The 21,637-nt window shown below is 72.5% G+C and carries 17 protein-coding genes; 12 read left to right on the top strand and 5 right to left on the bottom strand.

What is annotated here, in order from left to right; genetic code table 11:
* Positions 1–203 precede the first annotated feature (203 nt).
* The 5 genes from ACYVKF_RS07200 to ACYVKF_RS07180 all read left to right on the top strand — a co-directional run bounded on the left by ACYVKF_RS07200 (position 204) and on the right by ACYVKF_RS07180 (position 7,251).
* On the top strand, positions 204–3,845 hold the full coding sequence (locus tag ACYVKF_RS07200) for a sensor histidine kinase (protein WP_460965854.1): 3,642 nt from the start codon (positions 204–206) through the stop codon (positions 3,843–3,845).
* Positions 3,832–4,251 (top strand): roadblock/LC7 domain-containing protein, encoded by a 420-nt coding sequence (locus ACYVKF_RS07195; protein ID WP_255353312.1) that lies wholly within the window; start codon positions 3,832–3,834, stop codon positions 4,249–4,251. Before ACYVKF_RS07200 ends, ACYVKF_RS07195 begins: the two co-directional genes overlap by 14 nt.
* Positions 4,252–4,256: 5 nt before the next feature.
* A complete protein-coding gene (locus tag ACYVKF_RS07190; RefSeq protein WP_460965852.1) occupies positions 4,257–4,628 on the top strand; it encodes a DUF742 domain-containing protein in 372 nt (123 codons plus the stop codon).
* The gene (locus tag ACYVKF_RS07185; protein WP_056915676.1) at positions 4,609–5,193 is read left to right on the top strand and encodes a GTP-binding protein; all 585 of its coding nucleotides are present in this window, start codon (positions 4,609–4,611) and stop codon (positions 5,191–5,193) included. Before ACYVKF_RS07190 ends, ACYVKF_RS07185 begins: the two co-directional genes overlap by 20 nt.
* Positions 5,194–5,313: 120 nt before the next feature.
* Positions 5,314–7,251 (top strand): S9 family peptidase, encoded by a 1,938-nt coding sequence (locus tag ACYVKF_RS07180; protein ID WP_460965850.1) that lies wholly within the window; start codon positions 5,314–5,316, stop codon positions 7,249–7,251.
* On the opposite strand, the gene ACYVKF_RS07175 is transcribed toward ACYVKF_RS07180, so the two are convergent.
* Both ACYVKF_RS07175 and ACYVKF_RS07170 read right to left on the bottom strand, forming a co-directional pair.
* Positions 7,203–8,699 (bottom strand): LLM class flavin-dependent oxidoreductase, encoded by a 1,497-nt coding sequence (locus tag ACYVKF_RS07175; RefSeq protein WP_460965848.1) that lies wholly within the window; start codon positions 8,697–8,699, stop codon positions 7,203–7,205. The two genes, ACYVKF_RS07180 and ACYVKF_RS07175, sit on opposite strands and share 49 nt — an antisense overlap.
* Before the next feature lie 38 nt (positions 8,700–8,737).
* The gene (locus ACYVKF_RS07170) at positions 8,738–9,118 is read right to left on the bottom strand and encodes a VOC family protein (protein ID WP_460965846.1); all 381 of its coding nucleotides are present in this window, start codon (positions 9,116–9,118) and stop codon (positions 8,738–8,740) included.
* 79 nt (positions 9,119–9,197) lie between these two features.
* On the opposite strand from ACYVKF_RS07170, the gene ACYVKF_RS07165 reads away from it, so the two are divergent.
* On the top strand, positions 9,198–10,724 hold the full coding sequence (locus ACYVKF_RS07165; RefSeq protein ID WP_460965844.1) for a glycoside hydrolase family 32 protein: 1,527 nt from the start codon (positions 9,198–9,200) through the stop codon (positions 10,722–10,724).
* Here ACYVKF_RS07165 and ACYVKF_RS07160 read toward each other — a convergent pair.
* Positions 10,715–11,566 carry an alpha/beta fold hydrolase gene (locus ACYVKF_RS07160; protein ID WP_460965843.1) on the bottom strand — a complete coding sequence of 284 codons (852 nt, stop codon included), beginning with the start codon at positions 11,564–11,566 and terminating at the stop codon, positions 10,715–10,717. The two genes, ACYVKF_RS07165 and ACYVKF_RS07160, sit on opposite strands and share 10 nt — an antisense overlap.
* A 78-nt stretch (positions 11,567–11,644) precedes the next feature.
* Between ACYVKF_RS07160 and ACYVKF_RS07155 the strand changes: the two genes are divergently transcribed.
* Complete coding sequence (locus ACYVKF_RS07155) at positions 11,645–12,973, top strand: MFS transporter (RefSeq protein ID WP_056915673.1); 1,329 nt, start codon at positions 11,645–11,647, stop codon at positions 12,971–12,973.
* A gap of 406 nt (positions 12,974–13,379) precedes the next feature.
* Positions 13,380–14,765: a C40 family peptidase gene (locus ACYVKF_RS07150; protein ID WP_460965841.1), complete on the top strand. Its 1,386-nt coding sequence runs from the start codon at positions 13,380–13,382 to the stop codon at positions 14,763–14,765.
* 48 nt (positions 14,766–14,813) lie between these two features.
* On the opposite strand, the gene ACYVKF_RS07145 is transcribed toward ACYVKF_RS07150, so the two are convergent.
* Positions 14,814–15,986, bottom strand: a complete 1,173-nt coding sequence (locus ACYVKF_RS07145) for a hypothetical protein (RefSeq protein ID WP_460965839.1) — start codon at positions 15,984–15,986, stop codon at positions 14,814–14,816.
* Between the two features lie 576 nt (positions 15,987–16,562).
* Positions 16,563–17,120: an inorganic diphosphatase gene (locus ACYVKF_RS07140; protein ID WP_056915670.1), complete on the bottom strand. Its 558-nt coding sequence runs from the start codon at positions 17,118–17,120 to the stop codon at positions 16,563–16,565.
* Between the two features lie 93 nt (positions 17,121–17,213).
* Between ACYVKF_RS07140 and dacB the strand changes: the two genes are divergently transcribed.
* The 4 genes from dacB to hpt all read left to right on the top strand — a co-directional run bounded on the left by dacB (position 17,214) and on the right by hpt (position 21,473).
* Positions 17,214–18,707 carry a D-alanyl-D-alanine carboxypeptidase/D-alanyl-D-alanine endopeptidase gene (dacB, locus tag ACYVKF_RS07135; RefSeq protein WP_460965837.1) on the top strand — a complete coding sequence of 498 codons (1,494 nt, stop codon included), beginning with the start codon at positions 17,214–17,216 and terminating at the stop codon, positions 18,705–18,707.
* Positions 18,708–18,721: 14 nt separating this feature from the next.
* Positions 18,722–19,786: a zinc-dependent metalloprotease gene (locus ACYVKF_RS07130; protein ID WP_056917273.1), complete on the top strand. Its 1,065-nt coding sequence runs from the start codon at positions 18,722–18,724 to the stop codon at positions 19,784–19,786.
* A gap of 31 nt (positions 19,787–19,817) precedes the next feature.
* A complete protein-coding gene (gene tilS, locus ACYVKF_RS07125) occupies positions 19,818–20,846 on the top strand; it encodes a tRNA lysidine(34) synthetase TilS (RefSeq protein ID WP_460965835.1) in 1,029 nt (342 codons plus the stop codon).
* 75 nt (positions 20,847–20,921) lie between these two features.
* Complete coding sequence (gene hpt, locus ACYVKF_RS07120; RefSeq protein WP_056915667.1) at positions 20,922–21,473, top strand: hypoxanthine phosphoribosyltransferase; 552 nt, start codon at positions 20,922–20,924, stop codon at positions 21,471–21,473.
* The last annotated feature ends 164 nt before the right edge of the window (positions 21,474–21,637 follow it).

The following is a 21,637-nucleotide window of genomic DNA, read 5'->3' as shown; positions in this document are numbered from 1 at the left end:
CACCGTCCCGCATGTGGACCCCGGCAGCCCTGGGGAGTGGTCGGGACGACCGCTCCCGTGGTCGTCCGAGCGGCTCTAGTCCGTTCGGCCAGACGTGCAGCATCCGAACGTCCCAAGTCGGCTTCCAACCCCGTGTCGTGGCTGTACTCCCGGCCATATGTTGCCGTTCGCCCGAGTTTTCGTTGATGAGGAAAGGTGGCTCAGTGTCCAGACTGCAGTCGGTAGCTGGCCGTGTCCCGCAAGGCTGGTCCTTCGGGCACTGGCCCCTGCGCCGAAAGCTTGCGGCGGCCGTTGCCCTGCCCGTGATCCTGGCCTTCGTGTTCGGTGGCCTGCGCGTCCAGAGCGACGTCAACTCGGCACAGCAGCTCTCGCGGGCGGCTGACACCGTCCTCGTGATCCGCCCCGTCGTCGACTACAACCTGGCCGTGCAGCGCCTCGCCGCCGCGGGCAGTGTCGGTGGCAGCGGGGTCATCTCCGCCATCACGCGCTACGAGTCGGCTGCGGCCGACCTGCGCATCGCGCTGAAGACCCCGGGCATCCCCGAGACGGTCAAGCGCAACGCGCAGAGCGCCCTCTCGCTCGGCCAGGCCGTCCGCAACGCCAAGACCCAGAACGGGTTCTCCGACGTCGTCATCGACCGGTCCGGCAACATCGCGACCCTGCTGTCGACCGCCGTGTCCGACCTGGGCCTCTCCGACGACTCGGCCTCGGCCAAGATCGTCGTCGGCCTGCAGGACACCATCGCCGCCCAGCGCGCGATGACGGGCCAGCAGCTCAACCTCTCCAACGCCGACGACGGCGCTGCCTCGCTGCGCGCCATCGGCCAGGTCGGCGCCGAGACGGCCGCCCTCACGCGTCTGCAGTCGGAGGCCGTCGGCGACACCAGCCAGATCCGTCAGCTGCTCAACGAGAACGGCCGCCGCGGGTACACCCTCCAGCAGGAGGCACCCGAGAAGCAGCAGATCGCCGACCTGGGTACCGTGATCGAGTCCAGCAACGCCGGGTACACCAAGCTCCTCGACACCCAGCTCGTCGCGCTCGAGGCCAACCTGCGTGACCGTGCCGCCACCTTCCGCGACACCGCCATCCTCAACGCCGCGCTCGTCGCCGTCGCCCTGCTGGCCGCCCTGGTGATCGTGCTTGCGCTGCTGCGCTCGCTGCTCGTCCCGATCCGTGCGGTCCGTCAGGGCGCCCTCGACGTCGCCCAGAAGCGCCTCCCCGAGGCCGTTGCCGCGATGCGTGACGGCACCGAACCGCCGGCCTTCGTCGCGATCCCGGTCCACACCCGTGAGGAGATGGGCCAGCTGGCCCGCGCGGTGGACGACCTCCACAGCCAGGCGCTCACCCTCGCCGGGGACCAGGCCCGCCTGCGTGTCCAGGTCGGGCACATGTTCGAGACGCTCTCCCGTCGAAGCACCTCGCTCATCGACCAGCAGCTGTCCCTCATCGAGCGCCTCGAGAGCGACGAGGAGGACCCCAAGCGGCTCCAGAGCCTCTTCCGCCTCGACCACCTCGCCGCCCGCATGCGCCGCAACAGCGACTCGCTGCTCGTGCTCGCCGGCACCTCGACGCGACGCGGCTTCTCGGGTGCGGTCTCCGTCTCCGACGCCGTGCGTGCCGCGGTGTCCGAGGTCGAGAACTACGAGCGCATCGACATCGGTGACACCTCGAACGACCAGGTCCTCGGCGCCGTCGGCTCCGACCTCATCCACCTGGTCGCCGAGGTCGTCGACAACGCCCTGGCCTACTCGCCGCCCACCACCCGCGTGGACATCCGTGGTGCCCGCACCCCGGAGGGTGGCCTCCTCGTCGAGGTCAGCGACAAGGGCCTCGGTATGCCGCCCAAGGAGCTCGCCGCGCTCAACGACCGGCTGGCCCACGGTGGCGACATCACGCCGGACACCGCACGCCGCATGGGTCTGTTCGTGGTGGGCAGCCTGGCCAAGCGCCACGGCATCGCCGTCCGCCTGCGCCGCAACGGCGACGAGAAGCCCGGCATCACCGTCTCGGTCCACCTGCCTGCCGGCCTCCTGGCCGACACCGCGGGCCGAGCCGACCGCCCCGCTCGCCCGACCCTGGCCGCTGCTCCGGCAGCTGCCCCCGTGGCTCCGACCGCGCCTGCCGTCCCTGCCGTCGGTGGGACCACGAAGGCCGGCCTCCCCACCCGCGTCAAGGGCGCCAGCGGGGCCCCCAGCCCGGTCACGGACGCGGCCAAGAAGGTCCTGCCGACCCGCACCCCCGGTGCGCACGGTCCGACCACCGCTGACGCCATCACGGCCGTCCCGATCAAGCCCGTCATCGAGGGTGCTGCCGCGGCCGACGCCAAGGCCGGCGCCAACGGCCACGGCACCAACGGCGACAAGCCTGCGGTGAACGGGACGAACGGCCACGCCATCAACGGCACCCAGACCGACGCCAAGGCCGCCGAGGCCAAGGCTGCGGACGACGCCAAGGCCGCCGAGGCTGCCAAGGCCGCCGAGGCCAAGGCTGCGGACGACGCCAAGATCGCTGAGGCTGCGAAGGCCGCCGAGGCCAAGGCTGCGGACGACGCCAAGGCCGCCGAGGCTGCCAAGGTCGCCGCCGAGGCGAAGGCTGCGGACGACGCCAGGGCTGCGGAGGACGCCAAGGCCGCCGAGGCTGCCAAGGTCGCCGCCGAGGCGAAGGCTGCGGAGGAGGCGAAGGCCGCCGAGGCTGCCAAGGTCACCGAGGCCCCGCGTTCGGCGGCCGGCCTCCCGGTCCGCAAGCCGCGCGCCACCGGCATCACCGAGTACCGCGAGTTCGCCGACGCGCCGTCCGAGCCTGCTGCAGAGGCAGCCGACAAGGGTGGCGACAAGGGCAAGAGCGGTCGCCGCACGAGCTGGTTCGGGGGTCGCAAGGCCGCCGAGGCTGCTCGCCTCGAGGCCGAGGCAGCCGCCGAGCCGCACCGGATGCCCTCCAACCTCTCGGCGTGGCTCGAGCACCGCAACGCGGTGACCGAGGCGCGTGCGAAGGCGGAGAACGGTGAGGGCGAGGTCGCTGAGCAGGCGACCGAGGCCGCGCCGCAGACCACCGAGCTGACCGTCCCGGACGCCTGGGTGGCCGAGGCCGAGCAGGCGCCGGTCGACCGTGCGGCCGAGCCGGCTGCCGCTCCGGAGCCCACCGAGCCGGTGCTGCCGACGCGGGTCCCCGGTGCGAGCTGTTCGACCACGCCGGTCGTGGCCGACCCGGAACCCACCACCGGTCGTCCGGCGCTGCGCGCCCACAACACCTCGTTCTTCGGCGCCCGCAAGGCTCGCGCCGTCGAGGCTCCCGAGGCCGGCGTCGTCGAGGCGCCCGTCGCGGAGCACCAGGTCGAGGCCGCTCCGGCCGAGGCCACGGTCGAGGCTCCGGTCGACCAGCCGGTCGCCGAGGTGACCGACACCGCATACACCAAGGACACTCAGGTCGACCAGGTCGAGGAGCAGATTGACGTGCAGGCTGACCCCCAGGCCGCGCCCAGCCCGGCAGCCGAGAACACGCCGATCTTCCGCTCCATGATGTCGGGGTGGTTGGCCACGGACGCCGCGGCAGCCACGCCGGAGGCGGCCTGGACCGGGACCGAGGGTGACCAGGAGCTGTTCTCGGCCGAGGCCGAGCAGGCTCCCCGCCAGGAGTCGTCCGCCGGTCTGCCCATGCGGCGCCCCGGCACCACCATGAACTCCGGCGCAGCCGACTCGCCGGCCGAGGAGCCCGTCGCCCCCGCGACGTCGCGCCGAGACCCCGAGGCGATTCGCCGCAGCCTGAACCGCCACAAGAACGGTGTGAGCACCGCACGCACCGAGGCACAAGACGGAACCCACCGAGAGGAAGCCGATGTTCACCACTGACGCCATGGCCCAGCCCAAGGGCGAGTACGACTGGCTCGTGGCCAAGTTCGCGACCGAGACCCCTGGCGTGTCCCACGCCATCCTGGTCTCTGCCGACGGACTGCCCATGGCCTCCAGCGAGCAGCTGCCCGAGGACCGCGCCGAGCAGATGGCGGCGGTGGCCTCCGGTATGGCGAGCCTCGCCTCCGGTGCGGCCCGGCTCTTCCAGGGTGGCACGGTCCTTCAGTCCGTGATCGAGATGGAGCTCGGCTTCCTGCTGCTCATGAGCGTCGGCGACGGTTCGCACCTCGCCGCCCTCACGAGCACGGAGTCGGACATCGGTCAGGTTGGCTACGAGATGGCGGTGCTGGTTGACCGCGTCGGCAAGATGATCGACGCGGCTGCCCGGGCGCCGATGTCGGGGTAAGCGCCATGGCGCCTGACGCACGCGAGGAGCAGTCCGGACCGAGGTTGGTCCGGCCCTACGCGCTGACGTCCGGACGCACCGAGTCCGTGGTGGACCTGCCCATCGAAGCCACGCTCGAGGTGCTCCCGTCCGGACGCAGCGCGACCTGGCCCGAGGGACACATGTCGGGTCGCATCATCGAGCTCTGCGCCACCTCGCAGTCGGTGGCCGAGATCTCCGCCAAGCTGCACGTCCCTCTCGGGGTCGCGCGAGTGCTCATCGGGGACCTGATCTCCGCGGGGCACCTGAAGACCCGCAAGACCATCTCCGAAAACACGACGACCGACGAACGACGTGAACTCATCGAAAGGACACTCAGTGGACTACGCGCCCTCTAACCGCAACAGCGCATCGACCAAGATCGTCGTGGCTGGCGGGTTCGGCGTCGGCAAGACCACCTTCGTTGGTGCCGTCTCCGAGATCGACCCGCTGCGCACGGAGGCCCTGGTCACGCAGGAGTCCGCCGGCCAGGATGACATCTCCAAGGTGCAGCAGAAGCACACCACCACGGTGGCGATGGACTTCGGCCGCATCACCCTCGCCCAGAACCTCGTGCTCTACCTGTTCGGCACGCCCGGCCAGCGACGCTTCTGGTTCATGTGGGACGACCTGGTCATCGGTGCCATCGGTGCCGTGGTCCTGGTCGACACCCGCCGGCTCGACGACAGCTTCGCCGCCGTCGACTACTTCGAGGCCAAGGGGCTGCCCTTCATCGTCGCGCTGAACCAGTTCGACGGCTCGGGCGAGTTCGGTCCGGACGAGATCCGTGAGGCCCTTGCCATCTCGGACCACATCCCCGTCATCGAGGTGGACGCCCGTGACCGGGAGTCCGCCAAGCACGCCCTCGTGCGGGTCACGGAGTTCGCCCTCACCCAGCTCAGCCGGGTGCCCGCCACGACCTGACGCCGCGACCTGGGCACCAGGCCGAGAGAGGCCGACAGCGCCCGACACCAGCCGACAACAGGAGCCCGACGACCCGCAGGGGTCGGCGGGCTCCTGTCGTCTGGTGGCATCATGCGCGGCATGACCAGTTCCGCGAGCACCCCGACCACCGCTGCGTACGGCTCCTGGACCTCTCCCGTGAGCGCAGCGAGCCTCGCGGGCGACCGGGTCGCGCTGGACCAGCCCTCGATCGACACCGGACACGTCCACTGGCTCGAGGGGCGCGGCAGCGAGGGTGGCAGGGTGGTGCTGGTCCGCGACGGTGTCGACCTCACCCCGCCGCCGTTCAACGTGCGGTCACGGGTCCACGAGTACGGAGGCGGCGCCTACACCGTCGCCGGCGACGTGGTCGCGTTCGTCGACTTCGCCGACCAGCGGGTGCGGGTCCTCACCCTCGGCGACGGCGAGGAGCCGCGCGCCATCACGCCGGAGAGCGACAGCCGGCTGCGCTATGCCGACCTGCGACTCGACGAAGGTCGGCGACACCTGTACTGCGTGCGCGAGGACCACCGAGGTGACGGTGAGGCCGTCGCCGCGATCGTCCGCCTCGAGGTCGACGGTGACAACGCCGACGGCGGGACGGTGCTCGTGCAGGGCGCGGACTTCCTCTCGGCGCCGCGCCTCAGCCCGGACGGCGGCCGGCTCGCCTGGCTGCAGTGGAACCACCCCAACATGCCCTGGGACTCCACCGAGCTGTGGGTCGCCGACGTCACCGACTCGGGGACCACGGGGGCAAAGCGCGTGACCGGGGGCCAGGACGTCGCGGTCACCGAACCGCGCTGGTCGCAGGACGGCGACCTGCTCCACCTCAGCGACGAGTCCGGCTGGTCCAACCTCGCGGCGGCCCGGACCGACGGCACCGTCGTCGCGCTGACCGCGGCCGAGGTCGAGCTGGGGTGGCCGCAGTGGGTCTTCGACCGCCCCTCCTTCGGCACCACCGACGACGGCACCATCGTCTGCAGCTGGTTCGACGAGGGGCACGGCCACCTCGGGACCGTCGTCGACGGCGTGGTCACCGCCCTCGACCTCGAGGGCGTGGCCTTCGACCACGTCCGGGTCGAGGGGCGCACCGTGGTGGCCCTCGTCGACCGGAGCAACCGGTCGCGCGCGGTGGTCACCGTCGACCTCGACCGGGGCGCGGTCGAGGTGGTCCGCGAGGAGTCGTCGTTCGAGCTGCCGACCGGGATGCTGTCCACGCCGGAGCTGGTCTCCTGGACCAACTCGGCCGGGCTGACGGTCCATGGCGCGTTCCACCCACCGGCCAGTGCAGGGTTCCGGGCCCCGGACGGTGAGCTGCCGCCCCTCGTCGTCCGGCTGCACGGTGGCCCGACCTCCATGACGGTCCCCGCCTTCAGCCTCGACACCGCCTACTGGACCAGCCGTGGCCTGGCCGTCCTCGACGTCAACTACGGCGGGAGCACCGGCTTCGGTCGCGCCTACCGTGAGCGGCTCCTGGGGCAGTGGGGCGTCGTCGACGTCGACGACTGCGCGACCGGGGCGCGGGCCATGGCGGAGCAGGGTCGGGTCGACGGGGACCGGCTGGCCATCCGCGGTGGCAGCGCCGGCGGCTTCACCACGCTCGCCGCCCTGACCGGCACCGACGTCTTCGCCGTGGGCGCGAGCTACTTCGGGGTCGGCGACCTCGAGGCCCTCGCGCGGGACACCCACAAGTTCGAGTCCCGCTACCTCGACAGGATGGTCGCGCCCTATCCCGAGGGCCGTGACGTCTACCGCGAACGCTCGCCGTTGCACCACCTGGAGTCGCTCAGCGCGCCGATGATCCTGTTGCAGGGACTCGATGACCGCGTCGTCCCGCCCAACCAGGCCACGGAGATGGCCCAGGCCGTCCGTGCCAAGGGACTGCCCGTCGCCCACCTCGAGTTCGCCGGGGAGGGGCACGGGTTCCGCAAGGCGGAGACCATCGTCCGGGCCCGGGAGGCCGAGGCCTACTTCTACGCGCGCATCTTCGGCTACGAGCTGGCCGACGACGTCGAGCCGGTGGAGATCGACAACGGGTGAGCCGCGCCCTGGCGGGTGGCCAGGACCGCGGCGACCCGCTCGAGGTCGTCCGGGCCCTCGAGGTCCGGCAGGGCGAGGAACACCGTCGCCACCCCGAGGTCCGCGAGCTCGCGGAACCGGCGCGCGTGCGTCGCAGCCTCACCGGCGTGGTGCCTGCGGGCGAACGACGCGGCTGCGGTCCGACCCCGCAACCGCTCGACCCGCCGCCACGTGTCGTCCCGGTCGCGGCCGAGGACGGGGACGTCGAGGACGGTGATCGCGACCTCCGCCGGGTCGCGGCCCACCTCGTCGCAGTGCCGGCGGAGCACGGAGACCTTGTGCCGCAACGTCTCCAGGTCGCTCGGAAGGTTGCAGGCATCGCCCAGTCGCGCCGCGATGCGCAGGGTGCGCACCTCCCCGGAGCCACCCACGATGACCTGTGGTCGCCCCACAGGCCGCGGGTATGCCGTCGTCTCGGGCAACGTCACCCGCTCGCCGGTGTAGGGCTTGGTGCCGGTGCCCCAGAGCGCCCGCATCGTCTCGATCGACGACTCGAGGAGGTCCAGCCGCTCGCCCGCAGAGGGGAAGGGCAGCCCGAACCCACGGTGCTCTCGCTCCCACCAGCCGGCTCCGACACCGACGAAGGCGCGTCCGCCGGACAGCACGTCCAGGGTGGCGACGGCCTTCGCGGTGATCCCGGCGGGGCGGAAGGTGACGGGGGAGACGAGGGTTCCCAGACGGAGTTCGGTGTCGAGACCGGCGAGCAGCCCGAGGGTCACCCAGGGCTCGGGGATGGGCTCCCACGCGCGGTCGACCTGCGGGATCTGGATGAGGTGGTCCATCAGGGCGATGCCTCCGCAGCCGGCCTCCGCCGCCGCGAGCGCCACCGACCGCAGCCATCCGGCCGGCTCGCTGCCCCACGGGAAGCGCGAGACCTGGAGGATGACCTCCGGCAGCCCGTCGTCGGAGGTCGCCACCGCGGGTGGCCGCCCGGTCTCCGCCAGCGGAGCGGGGGTCGCGCGATCCCCGTCCTCGTCCGAGACCACCAGGACGCCGTCCCAGCCTTCTTCGGCCAGCGCCACCCGGGCACCCGGCACGGCGGCGAGCTGCTGGGCGAGGACCCGGCTCGGGACGGGCAGGTCGCGCTGGGAGTTGCGCCGGCGGCATACGGGTGCCGGGGTCTCGAAAAGCACTGCGACACAGGGGATTCCCGCGGACCGTCCCAGGGAGAGGTACTGCGCACGGCGCGCCGGGTCGAGGCCCAGCGTGTCCACGACGACGGTGAGTCGGCGTCCGGACCTCGCGGCAACCACCTGGTCGAGCAGCGAGAACGCGTCCGCGGAGGCGTCGAGGTCGTGCTCACCGCTGCCGACGACCGCCCGCAGGGCGTCGGAGGACACCACCTCGGCGGCACGGAAGTGCCGCGCGGCCCAGGTGGACTTCCCACTGCCACTGGGACCGACGAGCACGACCAGCGACGGGTCGGGCAGCGGGAGCGAGGGGCCGCTCAGCTCTCGGCCCTCGGTGCGTGGCTGACGAGGCCGACGAGGTTGTCCTCGCTGTCGCGCACGAACGCCATCCACTCGTCGGTGCCGGCCGGGCCCAGGGTGTCGTCGGTGTGGCTGAAGATGACGTGGGGTTCCGACGCGACCGTCACACCGGCGCTGCGCAGCTCGCCGACACGGACGCGGACGTCGTCCACGCGCAGGTACAGCAGCGCGCTGGGCGCGCCAAGGTCGAGCAGCAGGCGGGTGCCGTCGCCCAGGGCGAAGAACAGCAGCCCCGGCGGGTCGAACCTGGCCAGCGGCGGTGCCCCGAGCAGGAGCTCGTAGAAGGCCGACGCGCGGTCGAGGTCTTCGGCGTGCTGCGCCACCTGGACCAGACCCATGACGACCACCTCCTGCTCGTAGGCTAGCGCCGCCCGAACCGGCCGCACGCCGGGTCGCCCGACCCCAGGACCGTCACGCATGAGCAGCCGTGCCCCCCAGCCGACCCTCGTCGAGCTCGCCGAGGCGGACCGCCACCGACCACGATTCCACTTCGTCTCGCCGGCCGGCTGGCTCAACGACCCCAACGGCCTGACCCAGTGGGACGGGACCTACCACCTCTTCTACCAGTACAACCCGACGTCAGCGCTGCACAGCCGGATCCACTGGGGCCATGCGACGAGCACCGACCTCGTCACCTGGGCGGACCAGCCGATCGCCCTGGTGCCGGGCGACGAGGGTCCCGACCGGGACGGGTGCTGGTCAGGGGTGCTCGTCGACGACGACGGCACTCCCACGGTCGTCTACTCCGGTCGCCACGACGAGCGCGAGCTTCCCTGCGTCGCAACCGGTTCGGCCGACCTGAACACGTGGATCAAGGACCCCGGCAACCCGGTGATCGCCGACTACCCCGACGGGCTCGACCTGACGGCCTACCGCGACCACTGCGTCTGGCGCGAGGACGGTCGGTGGCGCCACCTCGTCGGTTCCGGGATCGCGGGACAGGGCGGTACCGCCCTGCTCTACGAGTCCACCGACCTGCGGCACTGGGACTACGTCGGCCCCCTCCTCACCGGGGACGCGTCCACGGGCACCGTCGACGCCGGCGACTGGACGGGCACGATGTGGGAGTGCGTCGACCTGTTCCGCCCGCCGGCGGCCAGCGAGGGGGACGGGGCACGGGAGCCGGATCCCGTTGACGTGCTGGTGTTCTCGGCCTGGGACGCAGGGGTGACCCACTACCCCCTCTACTGGACCGGGCGCTATCGCGGCGACACGTTCGATCCGGACCGGCTGCACCGCCTCGACCTCGGGGGGCGGTACTTCTACGCCCCCCAGAGCTTCAGGGACGAGAGCGGCCGGCGGGTGCTGTTCGGCTGGCTGCAGGAGGGCCGCGACGACGAGGCGATGGTCGCCCACGGCTGGTCCGGCGTCATGTCGCTGCCTCGCGTCGTCACCCTCGGTCCGGACGGCGCCCTCGCCCAGGCGCCGGCGCCGGAGGTGGCCACCCTGCGCACCGACCAGCAGCGGTGCGCCGCCCAGGAGCTCGGCCCGGTGCCGCTCGGCCTGGGGGAGGGGGACCAGCGCGACCTGGAGCTCGTCATGGTCCTGGAACCCGGGGCGAGCGCCGTCCTCGTGCTGGCCTCGACCGGGGACGGCGAAGAGGCCACCGTGCTGCGCGTCAGGCGCGACGTCGGCCCGGGGCCCGGTGGGACGGTCGCGCTGGACCGGTCCCGCTCCAGCCTCGACGACTCCGTGGACCGCACGCCCCGCTCGGGTGAGGTGCCGATCGGCGCCGACGGACGGGTGGACCTCCGGGTGCTGGTCGACCACTCGGCCCTGGAGGTGTTCGTCAACGGTCGTGCCCTGACGGCCCGGGTCTACCCGACCCGTGAGGACGCGACCCGCGCGACGGTGGCCGCCGAGACGGGTGCCGTGGAGCTGCTGGCCGCCACGAGCTGGGCCATGTGCGACACGTGGGACGGGCCGCGGCCCCTCTACCCCTGAGGCGTCGGGCGCACCCGGTCCAGGACGGCGGCAGCCACGTCACCGGGGTGCGTCTCCGGCAGCCAGTGGCCGGCCTCGAGCTCGACGAACCGGTAGTCGGCCCCCACCCACAGCGCGGTGCGCTCCGCGGCGGCGCGTCCGAGCGCCGGGTCGCGACGGCCCCAGAGGTAGGTCGTCGGCACCTGGATCGGCCCGGGCGCCGGGCGGGAGGGACGTCGGCGGGCGAGGGCCGCCGGGCGGGGGCGCAGCGCCCGGTACCAGGCCAGACCGCCACGCGCGGCGCCCGGCTCACGGAAGCGGGCGACATACCTCGTGACGTGCTCGGCGGGGAGGCCGCTGCGCCGGAGCACGTCGGGGAGGCGGCGGCGCAGCACCGCCTCGGGGAGGAGGGGGAGCTGGAACGCGAGCATGTACCAGCTCTTGCGCGCCTGGCCGCCGTGGCGCAGGGCCCAGGCCATCGCGCGGTGGTGGGGGGTCGAGACGACGGTGAGACCGGTCAGCCGCTCCGGGTGCCGCTCCGCGAACGCCCACGCGACCGCCCCTCCCCAGTCGTGCCCGACGAGGTGCACGCGGTCGGCGCCGCTGGCGTCGACGAGGGCGAGGACGTCCGCGACCAGCTGCGACATCCGGTATGCCGCCACGGCACGGGGGCGGGCCCCGGGCGAGTAGCCGCGCTGGTCAGGTGCCAGGACGCGCAGTCCCGCCGTGGCGAGCCGGTCGGCCACCGCGTGCCACGCGGACCGGTCCTGCGGCCAGCCGTGCAGCAGCACGACGACCTCTCCGTCGGACGGACCGGTCTCGGTGACGTCGAAGACCAGGCCGTCCCTGCGCAGCTGTTCCACGCGGCGAACCTACGCTTCCACGCCGGCGCTCGTCCGGCCGGTGGTCCGGCGCGAGGCCGGGACGGGGGCTGCGCGAGAATGAGGCACGTGACCAGCCGCCCCGCCTCGTTCGAGCTCGGTGGTCGCCGGGCCTGGGTCGTCTACGGCGCCTCGGTCTCGATCTACGTGCTGGCCGTCTTCCACCGCAGCTCGCTCGGCGTCGCCGGGCTGATCGCCACCGAGCGGTTCCACATCGCCGCGACCCAGCTGTCGGTTTTCACGATGGTGCAGCTGCTCGTCTACGCCGCGATGCAGATCCCGGTGGGTGCCCTGCTCGACCGGTTCGGGTCCAAGCGGCTGCTGCTGTCCGGCGTCACGCTGATGACGTTGGCGCAGCTGGGGTTCGCGTTCGCCGACTCGTTCGCCGCCGGTCTCGTGGCCCGGGTGTTCGTCGGGGTCGGCGACGCCATGATCTTCATCCCGTTGCTGCGGATCGTCGCGCTGTGGTTCCCGCCCCTGCGCATCCCGATGGTCACCCAGCTCACCGGGCTGCTGGGCCAGGTGGGCGCCCTGGTCGCTGCCACGCCCCTGGTCCACGCACTCCACGCCTACGGGTGGACGCCGTCCTACGCGACCGCCGGACTCGTCGGGGTCGTCCTCGGCCTGCTGGTCCTCGTCGTCGTCCGTGACTCCCCGAACCCCGACCACGAGCTCGACGAGATCAAGGTGAGGGCCATCGCCAGGGCCGTGCGCGCCGCCTGGCGCACCCCGGGCACCCGGCTCGGGCTCTGGTCGCACTTCTCCGCGCAGTTCGGTGCCACGGTCTTCGCCCTGCTCTGGGGCTACCCGTTCCTCGTCGCCGGTCAGGGCCTCTCGCCGTCGACCGCAGGCACCCTGCTCATGCTCATGACCATCACCACGGTCGTGACCAGCCCGATCATCGGCGGCTTCGTCACGAGGTACCCGTTCTCGCGGTCGACCCTGATCCTTGCGATCGTGGCCGCGATCATGACGGTGTGGGCGGTCGTGCTCCTGTGGCCGGGCCGCGCACCCCTGCCCGTGCTGGTGGTCCTCGTCGTCGTCACCGCCGTCGGGGGCCCCGGCTCCATGGTCGGCTTCGACCTGGCCAGGACGTTCAACCCGCCCACCCGGCTCGGCAGCGCGACCGGCATCGTCAACGTCGGGGGGTTCCTCGCGTCGTTGTCCACGGTGACGCTCATCGGGATCGTCCTCGACCGGGTCGCCCCGGGAGGGCCCAGCACCTACGACGTCGACTCGTTCCGGGCCGCGATGTCCGTGCAGTACCTCGTCTGGGGACTCGGGGTGGCCCAGATCCTGCGCTACCGGCGCAAGGTCCGCCGGGAGCTCAAGGCGAACGACCCGGCGGCCTACGACGCGCTGCGCGCCGGGGAACCCCTCACCCCCTGACGACTCCGGGCGGGTCCGATTCGCGGGGGTGTGGGGGTCGGGAGAACAGCCGATTCCCGGCTCCCGGACGACGTGATCCACCGCCGGAAGGGCCTCTCACCTGCACAAACGCCGATTTCGTGACCGATTCGTGACCAAAATTGGACACCTGATCGAAGCGACCCGCCTGCCTGCTGAAAAACATGGGTGTAACTCGTCGCCCGGCGGGCAGATCTGCGGCCGGCAGGGCTCTGGAGGCGTGGTAGCGGTGTGACTCGAGGGGTTCGAGTGAAATCCAGCCCTAGTCTGCTCCGGCTGCCACTTTCCCCGGCACCACCAGCCCCACCCGCACCACCCCTGAACCACCCCTGAACCTCCCCGGTCCGTCCCGGACCGTCCCGCGTCCCCGTCCGAGAGGCATCCCCCCGTGCCAGGTACCTTCGTCGCTCGCCGCGCGCTGCGCGCAGGCTCGGCGCTGTCCCTCGTCGGTCTGCTGACCCTCGCGACGACGCTGTCGGCCACGGCCGACCCCAACCCCGTGTACCCGTCCAAGGCGCAGGTCGACCGCGCCAAGGCCGCGGTGACCGGCACGGCCGGCCAGATCTCCACCCTCGACGCGCAGTACGCCTCCGCCAGCGCCCAGCTCAGCCTGGTCCAGGACTCGGCTGCTGCGGCCGCCGAGGAGTTCAACGGCGCCCGCGTCGCGCTCGAGCAGCGGGCCGCCGAGTCCGCCGCGGCGCAGAAGCGTGCCGCCGCCGCACAGAAGATCGCCGACTCGGCCAGTCTCGAGGTGCGTCGCTACGCGGCCAACGTCTACCAGCAGGGCGGCAGCTTCGGGGAGCTCGAGGCCTACCTCGACAGCAAGGGTCCGCAGGAGCTGATCGACAAGGCCTCCGCCCTCGAGGCCGTCGGTGACGCGCGGACCCGGTCGCTGCAGCGCGCCGACGCAACCTCGATCGTCGCGAGCACGATGCGCCGCCAGGCCGCCGAGGCGCAGGCCGCCCAGGCGAAGGCGGCCCAGGCCGCCGAGGCAGCCCGCAACGCGGCCCAGGCCCGCGCCGACGAGGCCCAGGCCGCAGCGGCCCGGATCCAGCAGCAGCAGGCCACGCTGGTGACGCAGCTCGCGTCGCTGCGCAAGACGTCGGTCGACCTCGAGCGCCAGCGCCAGGACGGCCTGGCTGCCGCCGCGGTGGCCCGTGCCGCCGCCGCCGAGGCGGCCAAGCAGGCCCAGCTCGCGCAGGAGCGCGCCCGGACCGCCCGTGACGCCGCGGCCAAGAGGGCGGCCCAGCAGGCCGCCGCCCGCGCCGAGGCCGAGGCCGCCCGTCAGCGCGCCGCCGCCATCGCTGCGGAGAAGGCGGCCAAGGCTGCGAAGAACAACCGCCCCCAGCCGTCCCGGCCGAAGCCGCCGGCACCCAAGCCTGCCGACCCGACCCCTGCCCCGCCGCCCCCGAGCAGCGGTGGCGTGTCCGCGGTCATCGCCTACGCCCAGGCCCAGCTCGGCAAGCCCTACCAGTGGGGTGCCACGGGGCCGGACTCCTTCGACTGCTCCGGTCTGACGATGCGCGCCTGGCAGCAGGCCGGGGTCAACCTCTCCCACTACACCGGCGCCCAGTGGAGCGAGACCTCGCGCGTCGCCATCAGCGACCTGCGACCCGGCGACCTGGTCTTCTACGGCAGCTCGGGCGAGACCAGCCACCACATGGGCCTGTACGTCGGCGACGGCCAGATGATCGAGGCGCCGCACACCGGTGCGAACGTCCGCTACGCCTCCATCTATCGCAGCGACCTGCTCCCGTACGGCGGCCGTCCCTGACGACGAAGTGGCCCCGGCTGTCAGCCGGGGCCACTCCAGGAACCGACTTCAGGCCGCGGTGACCGTCGCGTCGGTGACGAGGGCTCCACCGGTCCGGACCGCCTTGGGCTTGCTGCTCCAGTTGCCGCCCATGCCCAGGACGGTCGAAACGTAGGCCTGACCGCCTGACACCGCGACGACCGGGACCGACTCGGCCGTCGCCGTCGCGCGGTTGGTCCAGGTGTTGGTGAAGACGGCGGTGCCGCCCTGGACCATGATCAGGCCGGTGTCCGACTGGTCGGTGAAGTCCGACGGGCGCGCCATGCCGAAGTTCAGCTTGGTGTTCGTGAACGAGGCACCGCCGCCCTTGACCACGATGAGGGCGCCCATGGCGGGGTCGTTGGCGTTCTGGCCCTCGATCACGCAGTCGGAGAAGTCGAGACCACCCTGCTGGGATGCCGGCCCCTCGACGAGGATGGCGCGCGAGCCCCCGCGGGCGGTCAGGTAGAGGTTCCGCACGCTCGTCTTCGAGACGTTCGAGAAGCGCATGAGGTACTTGCCGCCGTTGGCTCCGGCCCACCCGTAGTTCATCGAGGAGGGGCAGAACCAGTTGTCGGAGCCGCGCAACGAGAACTGGGTGTCCTGCACGCCGACGAGCGTCCAGTCACCTGCCCAGGTGTTGAGGGTTGCGGCGAACGGATCGGCCGGGGTGCCCAGGACGTGCTTGAACCCGAGGAAGGTGAGGGTGTCGAGCCGGGTGGCGTAGGACGTTCCTGCGCTGTAGGGGTGGTGGTAGAACTGCGTCACCCCGTTGGAGGACTTGAAGCAGATCCCCGAGACCGTGATGTCGTAGGTGGTCGCGGTCCCCACGAGCCACGAGCTGGCGCCGTTGCCGCAGTTGAGGGTGACGGTGCACTGCGGGAGCGCCCCGCTGGTACCGCTGATCTCGGGGTTCTGCCACCCGGTGTTGGGCCCCAGGATCCGCAGGCCGCTGAAGGTCGTGCGGGTCTGGCTGAAGGTGTGGTTCCTCGCCGCGAGCCGGATGGGCAGGCGCGGGCTCGATGCCTTGGCGGCGGCCAGGGCGGCGGTCAGCTTCTGGTCGTCGGTGCCCGTGTAGGAGTCGAGGAGGATCTCGTCGCCGGTCGGGGCAGCCTGGGCGGACGAGCCCCCTGTGAGGGTGAGTCCGGTCGTGACGAGGGCGCCGGCGCCCAGCCCTTTCAGGACGGTTCTGCGAGTGGACATGGTTGTCTCCTTCGTGCCGCGAGGATGTCGTGGCAGGGATCGGCGTGCCAGGGGCACCGGGGGTCGTCATCCGGACGTGCTGGTCCGTGATGGAGAAGGTGAGCGGTCCCGGCGAGGGGGAGGTTTCGGGACCGCTCACCGCGTTGCCCGGTTGGCCCTGCCCAGGCCCAGGCAACTGGGTTTGCGGCTTCGTCCGAGATCGCTCCCCGACTAGGCCACAACCCTCGGATGCCTGTAGGCGCGGGCCTGGAGATCCGGGCCCCGTCTGCAGCTGCACGCGCTACTTGGTCTCGTTCGCGCCACGTGCAGTTCATCCATGACCATGGAAGCCCGTCCGCGCCCCTTGTCCCTAGCCGCGCCGCGTCGTGCCCATAGCCGGATCGCGCAGTGTGGAGGTCGCGCCCCGATCGGCGCGTGGAGTAGCCGACACTGGACCCTCGATGCGTGCCTGCGACACAGATCTGTTGTGCGCCAAGGTGATTCGCGACCGACCACCGAAGAAGACCGAACCCCCGTGGCGACAGGACGTCGCCCGGGGGCTCAGGTGTGTGATGTGCGCGCCACAGCGCGCGGGTGCTACTCGGTCGGGGCCTTGGCCTCGGACATCGGCTCGGCACTCACGTCGGGCATGCGCCAGCGGGCGGTGGTCATGCCGGCGGCCCTGGCGCGCTCGATGGCTTCGCGGACGACCTTCTCGGCCTCCTCGCGACCGGCCCAGTGGGCGCCCTCGACGGACTTGCCGGGCTCGAGGTCCTTGTAGGTCTCGAAGAAGTGCTGGATCTCGAGGCGGTCAAAGCTGCTGACCTGCTCGAGCTCGGTGATGTGGGCCTGACGCGGGTCGCCGGCGGGCACGCAGAGGATCTTGTCGTCGCCGCCGGCCTCGTCGCGCATGTGGAACATGCCGATGGGGCGGACGCGCACGAGGCAACCGGGGAAGGTGGGCTCCTCGAGGAGCACCAGGGCGTCGAGCGGGTCGCTGTCCTCGCCGAGGCTGTCCTCGACGTAGCCGTAGTCCGCGGGGTAGCGGGTGGAGGTGAACAGGAGGCGGTCCAGACGGATGCGTCCGGTCTCGTGGTCGACCTCGTACTTGTTGCGATGCCCCTGGGGGATCTCGATGGTGACGTCGAACTCCACGACGCTGGTCCCTTCCGTTTGGTGCGCGCGCCTATGACCTAGGCTCGCGGACAAGTGTTCCGTATGACGCAAGTCCAGCGCTGAGGGGGTCGAGTGCGTCGCGTCCTCGCCGCCGTGGTGGCGCTGCTGGTGCTCGTCCTCGGGTATGGCGCGCTGGACGTCTACGACGTCGTCCCCGGGATCCTCACCCGGGATGCTGCCCACTCTCCCACGGCCGGCTCGCCCCCGGCGACGCCGACGGGGTCCGGCGCGACGGGCACGACCACCACGGGGAGCGCGCCCCGTGGCGGCGCGACGGCCTCGCCCACCACGGTGCCCACGGTCGACTCGGCCGCGCAGCCGCTGCAGCCGGCCTCAGCAGGGGCCCCGATCCCCGACCCGGCGGCCCTCGCGGCCGCCCTGAGGTCGGAGGCGTCCGACCCGGCGCTGGGACCGGTGCCGGGGTACCTGGTCCGGGACGCCTTCACCGGACAGGTGCTGCTGCAGAGGTCGCCCGACGTCGCCCGCACCCCCGCCTCGACGCTCAAGCTCCTGACCGCCCTGGCCGTCGGCACGACGCTCGACCCGCACGCGACCCTCCCCACGAAGGTGGTGCAGGGCGCCTCTGCCGACGCCATCGTGCTCGTCGCGGGCGGCGACACGATGCTCGCAAAGGGCAAGGGGAACGTGTCGGCGGTCGAGGGCCGGGCCGGGCTCGGCGACCTGGCCGCCCAGGTCGCGACCGCGCTCCAGGCGTCGGGCACGTCGACGGTCACCCTGCGCCTCGACACCAGCTACGCGCGGGGTTCCCGGTGGGCGCCGACGTGGCTGCAGGCCGACGTCCGGGCCGGCTACACCGGCGGGGTCTCCATGCTCGGTCTCGCGGGCCAGCGCGCCATACCGTTCCGACCGGCGCCGCGGGACCCGGAGGCGGCGACCGCGTCGGCGTTCGTGGCCGCGCTCAGGACCCAAGGCATCACCGCGAAGCTGGCCCCGGAGAAGACCTGGACCACCCCGGTCGCCGCCGGCGCCACCGTCCTCGGCACGGTCGAGTCGGCGCCCATCGGTGACGTCCTCGCCCTCGCCCTCGACGACAGCGACAACGCGCTGACCGAGGGCCTGGCCCGCCAGGCCGCCGTCAAGGCCGGGGGCCGGCCCACGTTCGCGGCTGCGGTCGCCTTCGTGAAGAAGACGGTGTCGGCCAAGGGGGTCGACCTCTCCGGTGCTGTCATCAAGGACACCAGCGGCCTGTCGTCCGGACAGAAGGTGTCGCCGCGGATGCTCTCGGACGTGCTCCAGCTGGGAGCCGACGGTTCGGTCCCGGCGATGCAGGACACCATCGCGCGGCTGCCCGTCGCCGGACTCACGGGCACCCTGGCCCACCGCTTCACCACGACCACCACCCACCCCGCCGCGGGGATAGCCCGGGCCAAGACCGGCACCCTCACGGGGACGAGCACGATGGCCGGCACGGTCATCGACGCCGACGGCCGGGTGCTGTCCTACGTCGTCCAGGCCGATCGCGTCCCGGCCGGCGTCGGAACGCTGGCGGCCCGGGCGGCGTTGGACCGCTTCGTGGCGGCGCTCGCGACCTGCGGGTGCCGCTGACCTACCGTGAGGGGATGACCGTGCCGCTGCAGTCGAGCACCCGCTACGTCGACTGGGAGTTCGCCAAGGCGACCGGCTCCCGGCTCGTCCCCGCCGGGCCCACCGTGACCGCCCGAGAAGCCGCCGACGTCGTGGCCGAGGTCCGTGAGGCCGCCCGGCGGGCGAAGCAACCGGTCGCCGACACGGCACGGATGCACGCGCCCGGTGACGCCCCGGAGGCGGTGGTCGTCGACCGACCGACCTGGATCGCGCTCAACGCCGACTCGATGTCCGCCCTGATGGACCCGGTCTTCGGCGCCCTCATCGACAAGCAGAAGAAGGTTCCCGGCGACCTGGCCAAGGCCATCGGTGGTCGGGTGACCGGTGCCGAGACCGGCGCCCTGCTCGCGTTCATGGCGGGCAAGGTGCTCGGCCAGTACGACCTGGCTCCCGGCGGCACCCCCCAGCTGATGCTCGTCGCGCCCAACATCGTCCAGGTCGAGCGCGAGCTCGGTGTCGATCCCGCCGACTTCCGGCTCTGGGTCTGCATGCACGAGGAGACCCACCGGGTGCAGTTCACCGCCGTGCCCTGGCTCCGCGACCACCTCGTCGACCGCGTCCGCGCGCTCGCCACGGACCTCGTACCCGACCCCGAGTCGCTGCAGGAGACCCTCCAGCGGGTCAGCCGGCAGCTGCCGGACGCCCTCAGGGCCGGGGGCGCGGGCATCACCGACATCATCGCGACGCCCGAGCAGCGGGCCCGGCTCGCCGAGGTCACGGCGGTCATGTCCCTGCTCGAGGGCCACGCCGACGTCGTCATGGACGAGGTGGGCCCGCAGGTCATCCCGTCGGTCGGGCAGATCCGCACCCAGTTCGACCAGCGCCGCAAGGGCGTCGGCGGGCTCGACCGCATCCTGCGGCGCCTGCTGGGCCTGGAGGCGAAGATGCGCCAGTACCGCGACGGCGCCGTCTTCGTCCGCGAGGTCACCGCCGCGGTCGGCACCGACGGCTTCAACCGGGTGTGGGAGTCCCCGGAGACGCTGCCGCGGGCCGCCGAGATCGAGACGCCGTCCGCGTGGGTCGCGCGCGTCCACGGGTGAACGTCCCCCGCGACGTCGACCCGGGACGCCCGTGACCGGCCCGCACCCCTCGACCGCCGCGGTCCGGCTGGCCGTGCGCCAGGCGCTCGCGGAGTGCGCTCCCGGCGACCTCGTCCTCGTGGCGTGCAGCGGGGGAGCCGACTCCCTGGCCCTGGCCGCGGCCGTCGCCTTCGAGGCGCCCAGGCTCGCCGTCCGCGCCGGCGCCTGCATCGTCGACCACGGGCTGGCCCCCGACTCCGCTGCCGTGGCACGACGGGTGGTTTCCCAGTGCGAGGCACTCGGACTCGCGCCGGTCGGGTCGGTCGTCGTCGAGGTCGGTGCGGGGCGTGACGGGCTCGAGTCCGCGGCGAGGGACGCGCGCTACGGCGCGCTCGACGAGGCTGCGACCCGCCGCGGCGCGCGGTTCGTGCTGCTGGGCCACACCCGTGACGACCAGGCCGAGCAGGTGCTCCTCGGTCTGACCCGCGGCTCCGGTGCCCGCTCCCTGGCCGGTATGCCGCGGGCCCGGGACCGCTACCGCCGTCCCCTCCTGACCGTGTCGAGGGCGCAGACCCGGGAGTCGTGCACCGCCGAGGGCCTCTCGTGGTGGGACGACCCCATGAACGACGACCCCGCCTTCACCCGGGTCAGGGTCCGCCGCGCCCTGGTCGACCTCGAGCGCGACCTCGGGCCGGGTGTCGCCGCTGCCCTCGCCCGCACCGCCGACCAGCTGCGCGAGGACGCCGACCTGCTCGACGACCTCGCCGACGACGCCGTTGCCGGCCTGGTCCCCTCCGCCCCTGCCGTGGTCCGGGGTGGACACGCCGGGGAGTCCCGGCGGGTCCACGTCGAGGTGACCGCGCTGGTCGCCCTCCCACGAGCCGTCCGGACCCGGGTGTGGCGCCGCCTCGCCATCGCGGCGGGCGCGCCGGCCGGGCAGGTGAGCACGCGGCATACCGATGCGTGCGACGCGCTCGTCACGGACTGGCACGGGCAGGGGCCGGTGAGCCTCCCCGGTCCGTTGGTGGCGACCCGAGCCGGTGGGCGGGTATCCATCGGTCCGCCGCCTCCGGTTGAATAGCCCCGCACCCGACCCCGTCGCACAGGTGCCCCCGGGCGCCGACCGTCAGACCACCGAGAAACCTGGAGAAGAGCCGTGGACGCTGCCCACATGGGAGCCGATCTGGAGAAGGTCCTCATCACCGAGGAGGAGATCCACGCCCGCCTCGCCGAGCTCGCCACGGAGGTCTGGGCCGAGTACGAGGGCAAGGACCTGCTGCTCGTCGGCGTGCTCAAGGGCGCTGTCATGGTCATGGCCGACCTCTCGCGTGCCCTGCCCGGCACCGCGCCCGTCGACTGGATGGCCGTCTCGTCGTACGGGTCGGGGACCAAGTCCTCCGGCGTGGTGCGGATCCTCAAGGACCTCGACACCGACATCACCGGCAAGCACGTGCTCATCGTCGAGGACATCGTCGACTCGGGCCTGACCCTGTCGTGGATCAAGTCCAACCTCGAGTCCCGCTCGCCGGCCTCGGTCGAGATCTGCACCCTGCTGCGCAAGCCGGACGCCGCGAAGGTCCACATCGACGTCAAGTGGGTCGGCTTCGACATCGCCAACGAGTTCGTCGTGGGCTACGGGCTCGACTACGCGGAGCAGTACCGCAACCTGCGCGTCGTGGGCACCCTGGCGCCGCACGTCTACGCCTAGGGCGGAACCCGTCCGTCCGTGCCTCGGGACGCGCCTGCGGCACGGGACGCGACCGGAACACAAGGTCTGCCCGGGTCGTTGTCCAGCACGAACCACGGCAGCACCTCCGTAGTACCGTCGTGGTAGAGCCGCACCCAGTTCCGGGCCGTGGCACAACAGCGTGA

It is taken from the genome of Pedococcus soli (assembly GCF_054782575.1).
The sequence above is the reverse complement of the archived record's forward strand: the minus strand, read 5'-3'. Positions and strand labels throughout refer to the sequence as shown.

Coding starts and splice junctions, on each gene's coding strand:
- ACYVKF_RS07165 (WP_460965844.1), top strand. CDS start 9,198: ATGAGCAGCCGTGCCCCCCAGCCGACCCTCGTCGAGCTCGCCGAGGCG.
- ACYVKF_RS07190 (WP_460965852.1), top strand. CDS start 4,257: ATGGCGCCTGACGCACGCGAGGAGCAGTCCGGACCGAGGTTGGTCCGG.
- ACYVKF_RS07155 (WP_056915673.1), top strand. CDS start 11,645: ATGAGGCACGTGACCAGCCGCCCCGCCTCGTTCGAGCTCGGTGGTCGC.
- ACYVKF_RS07130 (WP_056917273.1), top strand. CDS start 18,722: ATGACCGTGCCGCTGCAGTCGAGCACCCGCTACGTCGACTGGGAGTTC.
- ACYVKF_RS07195 (WP_255353312.1), top strand. CDS start 3,832: ATGTTCACCACTGACGCCATGGCCCAGCCCAAGGGCGAGTACGACTGG.
- ACYVKF_RS07170 (WP_460965846.1), bottom strand. CDS start 9,118: ATGGGTCTGGTCCAGGTGGCGCAGCACGCCGAAGACCTCGACCGCGCG.
- ACYVKF_RS07180 (WP_460965850.1), top strand. CDS start 5,314: ATGACCAGTTCCGCGAGCACCCCGACCACCGCTGCGTACGGCTCCTGG.
- ACYVKF_RS07145 (WP_460965839.1), bottom strand. CDS start 15,986: ATGTCCACTCGCAGAACCGTCCTGAAAGGGCTGGGCGCCGGCGCCCTC.